The following is a 6,505-nucleotide window of genomic DNA, read 5'->3' on the forward strand; positions in this document are numbered from 1 at the left end:
TATTAGTATATCACAAACTAACATGTGAAACACTTCACAAATATTTTTTTAATTCTTCCAAACTATTCAACGCATCACGTCTACCTATGTCATAAATTTCTTGTAGATGACTTGGATCTTTTTCAATCATCGCACACGCAATTGGTTTAGAAGGTCGAATCACAAATATCTGTCCTTCCCTTTCAAGCTTATCGATTTTATCTAATGTTTCATTATATACGATATGTCTATTTTCTAAATCGTGTTGTAGATTTGGATATTCCTTAAATGCCTTCTTTATAAGATTTATATATTTCATTGGCTTTTTTCGATAGGTATGATTTCTTGTCAAAACTACAACTGTCTTCTTTGTTCTTTCCAACATCCAATCCACTGGAATCGAATCTGAGACACCACCATCTAATAATTCATATCCATCTAATTTAACAGGCTTTGAAACAATAGGAATCGATGACGATGCACGAATCCACTCAATATCTAGAGCATCTCCATTTTTAATTTCATGATATACAGGTTTTCCCGTACAAATATCTGTACATACAACGGTAAAACGCAATGGATTCTCTTTAAATACCTTTGTATCAAACGGATCCAATATCGTAGGCACGACCCCATACGCAAACTCTTTATTATAAAGATCTCCCGTTTTAATAAAACTCCTTAATCCTGAATATCTTGGATCTCTACAAAAACGCTTGTTGTAGCGCAAGGCTCTTCCAATCTGTTTAGATTTAATGTTGCAGCCAAAGGCAGCACCTGCAGAAACTCCAACAACCTGGTTAAAATCAATGTGATTTTCCATAAATACATCGATTACACCACTAGTATACATACCTCGAAAGCCTCCGCCTTCAAGAACTAATCCTTTTTCTTCTAACATATACATCACCACAAAGATTATAAACAATGTGAACCAAAAAGAAAAGGACTTATTCAAGTCCAATCTTAAATGTGTTTGATTTTCCAAATGCCTTCGAATTCATATGAACCACAAAAGGCTTGGTACTCTTATCCGTAAAATCAGGAGCTGCCTTTTCAAAATGGAATTCAATTTCTGTATTTACAGTTTGTTTTTTATCCAAGAAATATAATACATACCCAGTTACATCTGCTTTAAAACTTTGTGTTTTAGGCGCCATACCATTCGTTGTAAAATCATGACTTTTGATTTCATCCATATTTGCGAAATCATACTTGTTACTAAGATCGACACCTTCTAAAGTAGCACTCGGCGTTAAATATGGAACAATGATACGAGAATCCGTTTTATTCTTATAAGTAATCTTAATATTTTTTAATACTGTTTCCCCATTCTCATATACATAACTTGCTTTAGATGCATCTACACCAATCTGAAGTGTATCATCCTCAAAGAAAGTATATTTTGTATTCTTTGAATCGTTAACATTTTTATCACTAGCCTTACGAATATCAAAGGCTTTAAAAGGCAAGAACTGTTTCTTGTTGTTAAAAGAAAGACCCAAGTTTTTTTGATCATTGTTTGGAAATCCTATATATCCATAAATATACGTGTTTTGTCCCTTATTGATGATATAAGAAGGCGTAGACTGATATTTATCAATGACACTAATATCTTTTTCGTTGTCATCTGTTACGGTATAAATTAAATTCTTTGTGTCATACGGCTTTTTACCCTTATTTTCAACACTTGCCAAATAATAGTAGTACGTCGAATTATCTGTATCATTTGTGATGGTTAAAACATCCAACAATTGACAAGAAACATTCTTCTTTAATTCCACATTATTTTCTGGTTTAGAACAACCAAATAAAGATAAAGATAAAACACATACACACAGCATAGATACTATTTTTTTCATGTTATTCTCCTATGGATTGCAGTTTTTACAAGGCGAATACCCCTGAGCGATTAATACATCTCTAGACTCACTTGACTCCAACTTATTTACATCATTCATCAAACGAACACTTGCACAAGTTGGCTTATGAAACTTATGTGTTTTTACATTTAAAACATAAGTAGAAGTATCCTCTGTAACTTTATATTCCTTTATAATATTGTCATTTGAGCGACTTGAATCGCCCGTTTTATAATCAATTGTGATACCTGGCTGTACGTTATAACAAAATACATTAAACGATACACCTTGTCCTTTATCTTCTACAGAATACGCCTCAATCTGTACACCATCCGCAATCAAATTATCACCATCATAAATAGGTGTAACCCGATATAAAACATGATGATTTGTCTTTTCTATGTAGTCAGATACTTCATTTTCAAACGGAAGCATACCCTCTACATTTAAATAGCGCGTACCCGTCATTAAGTTTTTACGATTCGCATTCTCACCCGTTAATTGATATCCAATCAAATGACAACGATTATATAAATACTTCCCATCAATTCCCTTATAATGCACTGTATACCACCCTGCAGGCTTTACAGAACCAATACTTTCTCGCTTTTTTGTTGGCATTAGATCCTTCGACACATTCGCATACGCAACCTGTGGCCGATCTAAAGAATCTAGATTCGAATACGATTCAAAACTCTTTGTATTCATATCCTTCGAACTAAATACAGGCTCATTATCATGTATCTCTACATAAGGATTGCCACTATATTCAGGTATCTCATCAATCTTATAAGCCGATATAGGCGTTATCAATGTCGATAGAACAATGAACATGGATATAATAAATTTTCTCATACGATTCCTCATATATTTGACATATATAATGTCAATATAACTTATATACTAAAACCATGAAAGGAGTGAGTGATAAAAAACATAGTACTTCATTATCGTTCGAGTCAAAAAATATAATAAACCCCTTATGTACTATGTTTTTAGATGTCTTATGACATCTTTTTTATATCTCTAATTTCTTAAATACAGCCTCACGAGCCATCTTTTCAAACTTATCTTCCAATGGCTTTAAATCACTATATTTAAAATCCGGATTTCTTTTTTGTAGTGCTTTTGAAATCACAAAATCAGCCACCTCAGGATTTTTTGGAAGTAAAGGACCATGCAAATAGGTACCTAGAATCTTTCCATCATAGAATCCTTCATAACCTGCATTAAAGCTGTTACCACAACCCTTCACAACTTTTCCTAAAGGATGCGTTACATTTAATGTTTGACCCCCATGATTTTCAAAACCAACGATACGCGTTTTTAAACCATCTAAATTTGCATCAATCACAACATTTCCAATACAACGACTACCAGCTTTTCCCGTATCCGTATAATAATCATAGAACTGTAAACCAGAAATCTTCTCATTGTTGGCCGCAATATAATATTGACCAAACAATTGATAACCACCACAAATCAAAAGCACAAAGGTCTTTTCATCTATGGCCTTCTTTATATTTTCTTTACGCGATAATAAATCTGGAATTAAACTAATTTGTTCCTTATCTGCACCACCACCTAAGAAAATCAAATCATATTCACTTAAATCTTTTTCTTCACCAATACCACAAGTATCCAGTTCAAAAGGAATACCACGATCTAAACAACGCTTCATTAGAACCATCATATTTCCCTTATCCCCATAAAGATCCATGATATCATGATACATCCAAACTACTTTCATAGACCCATCTCCTTCTTGATCGCATTACGCGTAGGAAGTAATGCTGTATATGTCGCAATCGCATATGTCGTACGCTTTGTAGCTAATGCGGCTTTTACGGCAATATCCAAAGTATCGACAACACTTAAAGGACCTTTATAACCACCATAATAGATTCTTAAAGCCATATCATTTGCACGAAGACCCGTACAAATAATTTCCTTTGTACTATCCTTCATAATCTTTTCAAAGAAAGTATCATAGATCCAACTAACGTCCGTACCATCCTGCTCACGATCATTCAATACGATCACAATTGTCTTATCCGAATCATCTTTTTCAATGACCTTCATAACTTCATTGGCTCCTGTAGGATTTTTAACCAAGTTTAAAATACAAGTTTGTTCCTTTGATGTGAATGTTTCATTTCTTCCCGCAGGCTGAGGCGCATGACTAAATACAGACTTAACACAATCTTGTGAAATACCATAATTTTTTGCGACATTCAATACAACGGCACAATTGTACATAGAATACATTCCTTCATATGGAGATTTATAATGTATTCCATCACTCGAAAATGTTTCTTTATCCAAATCAATATCTTTTAAACAAATGTCCATTTCCGGCGTTTGAAAATCACACTTTGAACAATGGAATTTACCAATATGTGAATATTGATAATAACTGTATTCAAGTCTTGCCCCACACTTAGGACAAAATTTTCCTTCACTTGCCTCTTTTGTCGTTGTAACCGAATACTTGTTCTCATCCATTCCAAAACAGGAGAATGAAGCGTTTTTCGCTACTAAATTGAGTCGTACGACATTGGGATCATTCGCATTTAAAATCATTCGACCCATATATGCAGGCAATACCTTTTCAATCGAATCAATCAACTGTTCCATTTCACGAGCACGATCTAATTGATCACGAAAGAAATTATTGACTACAAAATCTGTAACCGGAATAAATGGAAGAATATGTCTTACATTCAATTCATCGCATTCTAGCACAACCGCATTGGCTTTGATTTCACCATTTAGTTTTGCGTGAGTCAACAACGTAGTGACAATCCCTGCCTTCAAGTTATCTCCCTTACGATTGGAAATCACGTTATATCCAGCCTTTTCAAACAAGTCTGTAATCATATTGGCTGTACTCGTCTTTCCATTTGTACCCGTAACCAAAATGACAGGACCATTAAATTTTAATTTCGATAATATATTCGCATCGACTTTACAGCCGATCGACCCAGGCATCGATCCACCCCTACCAATTAGGTGTAGCACCCAGGCACTAAGCTTTGTAGATAATATAGATAAAGTTTTCATAACTACTCCTTTTCCATACTCCCTTATTATACAACAATTGAAGTTGAATTTAAAAATTGAAACACATATAATATTGATGTTAGGAAAAAACTAACTAGAATAGGTGGAACAAATGAACGAATATTACCAATCTCCTCTTTCACAGAGATATGCATCTAAGGAAATGCAGGCATTATTTTCAAACGACAAAAAATTTACGACATGGAGAAGACTTTGGATTGCTCTTGCGGAGTCAGAAAAAGAACTTGGATTAGACATTACCGAAGAACAAATCGAAGAATTGAAAGCACACGCTTTAGATATCAACTACGATGTCGCAAAAGCCAGAGAAAAAGAAGTACGTCATGATGTTATGTCACACGTATATGCGTATGGAGTACAATGTCCAAATGCTAAGGGAATCATTCACTTAGGAGCTACTAGCTGCTACGTTGGTGATAATACAGATTTAATTATCATGCACGAAGCTTTAGAGCTTGTACAAAAGAAAATCGTCAATGTATTAGAAAAATTAGAAGAATTCGCATTAAAATACAAAAATATGCCATGTCTTGCGTTTACTCACTTCCAGCCAGCTCAGCCAACCACTGTAGGTAAAAGAGCTAGCTTGTGGGCACAAGACTTATATATGGACTACATTGAAATCCAACATTTATTAGACAATAAAAAATTATTAGGATGCAAAGGTACAACAGGTACACAGGCAAGCTTTATGGAATTGTTTGAAGGAGATACAGACAAAGTTAAAGCTTTAGACAAAAAGATTTGTGAAAAATTAGGTTACGACCAATATTTCGCAGTCAGCGGACAAACATATACTCGTAAATATGATACACAAGTATTACAAGTTTTAGTTCAAATTGCACAAAGCGCACACAAATTCAGTAATGATATTCGTTTATTACAACATATGAAAGAAATCGAAGAACCATTTGAAAAATCACAAATCGGTTCAAGCGCAATGGCCTACAAACGTAACCCAATGCGTTCTGAAAGAATGGCAGCACTAGCTAACTACATCATTGCCGATTCCATCAATCCTGCAATTACGGCAAGTACACAATGGTTTGAAAGAACATTGGATGATTCCGCAAACAAACGTATTTCGGTTGCCGAAGCCTTCTTAGCTACGGATGGATTATTAGATCTTTACTTAAATGTAAGTGATGGTTTAGTTGTATATCCAAAAGTTGTAGAAGCTAACTTATTAAAAGAACTACCATTCATGGCTACAGAAAATATTATGATGGACGCTGTTAAAGCCGGTGGAGACCGCCAAGAATTACATGAATTGATTCGTCAACACTCAATGGCAGCCGGTCGTGTAGTTAAAGAAGAAGGTAAACCTAACGATTTGATCGACCGTATTGCACAAGATCCAAAATTTGGAATGACAAAAGAACAAATTCTTTCCATCATGAAACCAGAAAACTTCGTTGGACGTTCTGTTCAACAAACAGAAGAATTCTTCAAAGACTTCATTGATCCAATTCTAGCTAAAGAAAGAGATGCATTAGGAATGCATGCCGCAATTAACGTATAAAAAATGGCGCTCTAAAATAGTGTAGGGTTATGTGAAAATACCGGCTTTAAATTATTGT

At 34.5% G+C, this 6,505-nt stretch carries 6 protein-coding genes; 1 reads left to right on the forward strand and 5 read right to left on the reverse strand.

Annotation, left to right across the window (positions count from 1 at the left end; genetic code table 11):
• Positions 1-34: 34 nt before the first annotated feature.
• The 5 genes from LJE08_RS03750 to LJE08_RS03770 all read right to left on the reverse strand — a co-directional run bounded on the left by LJE08_RS03750 (position 35) and on the right by LJE08_RS03770 (position 4,904).
• Positions 35-880 carry a patatin family protein gene (locus LJE08_RS03750; RefSeq protein WP_227402453.1) on the reverse strand — a complete coding sequence of 282 codons (846 nt, stop codon included), beginning with the start codon at positions 878-880 and terminating at the stop codon, positions 35-37.
• Between the two features lie 49 nt (positions 881-929).
• Complete coding sequence (locus LJE08_RS03755) at positions 930-1,841, reverse strand: hypothetical protein (RefSeq protein WP_227402454.1); 912 nt, start codon at positions 1,839-1,841, stop codon at positions 930-932.
• Positions 1,842-1,850: 9 nt separating this feature from the next.
• On the reverse strand, positions 1,851-2,696 hold the full coding sequence (locus LJE08_RS03760) for a DNA/RNA non-specific endonuclease (protein WP_227402455.1): 846 nt from the start codon (positions 2,694-2,696) through the stop codon (positions 1,851-1,853).
• 163 nt (positions 2,697-2,859) lie between these two features.
• Positions 2,860-3,591: a type 1 glutamine amidotransferase gene (locus tag LJE08_RS03765; protein ID WP_227402456.1), complete on the reverse strand. Its 732-nt coding sequence runs from the start codon at positions 3,589-3,591 to the stop codon at positions 2,860-2,862.
• Positions 3,588-4,904 (reverse strand): Mur ligase family protein, encoded by a 1,317-nt coding sequence (locus tag LJE08_RS03770; protein ID WP_227402457.1) that lies wholly within the window; start codon positions 4,902-4,904, stop codon positions 3,588-3,590. Before LJE08_RS03770 ends, LJE08_RS03765 begins: the two co-directional genes overlap by 4 nt.
• Before the next feature lie 112 nt (positions 4,905-5,016).
• Here LJE08_RS03770 and purB point away from each other — a divergent pair, with 112 nt between their 5' ends.
• On the forward strand, positions 5,017-6,447 hold the full coding sequence (gene purB / locus LJE08_RS03775) for an adenylosuccinate lyase (protein ID WP_117925637.1): 1,431 nt from the start codon (positions 5,017-5,019) through the stop codon (positions 6,445-6,447).
• Positions 6,448-6,505: the final 58 nt, after the last annotated feature.

The sequence above is a fragment of the Holdemanella sp. DFI.5.55 genome, assembly GCF_020593575.1.
GTDB lineage: Bacteria > Bacillota_I > Bacilli_A > Erysipelotrichales > Erysipelotrichaceae > Holdemanella > Holdemanella hominis.

What these genes read in the sequence shown, in the direction of transcription:
- LJE08_RS03760 (WP_227402455.1), bottom strand. Translation starts at nt 2,696, where the DNA reads ATGAGAAAATTTATTATATCCATGTTCATTGTTCTATCGACATTGATA.
- purB (WP_117925637.1), top strand. Translation starts at nt 5,017, where the DNA reads ATGAACGAATATTACCAATCTCCTCTTTCACAGAGATATGCATCTAAG.
- LJE08_RS03770 (WP_227402457.1), bottom strand. Translation starts at nt 4,904, where the DNA reads ATGAAAACTTTATCTATATTATCTACAAAGCTTAGTGCCTGGGTGCTA.
- LJE08_RS03750 (WP_227402453.1), bottom strand. Translation starts at nt 880, where the DNA reads ATGTTAGAAGAAAAAGGATTAGTTCTTGAAGGCGGAGGCTTTCGAGGT.
- LJE08_RS03755 (WP_227402454.1), bottom strand. Translation starts at nt 1,841, where the DNA reads ATGAAAAAAATAGTATCTATGCTGTGTGTATGTGTTTTATCTTTATCT.
- LJE08_RS03765 (WP_227402456.1), bottom strand. Translation starts at nt 3,591, where the DNA reads ATGAAAGTAGTTTGGATGTATCATGATATCATGGATCTTTATGGGGAT.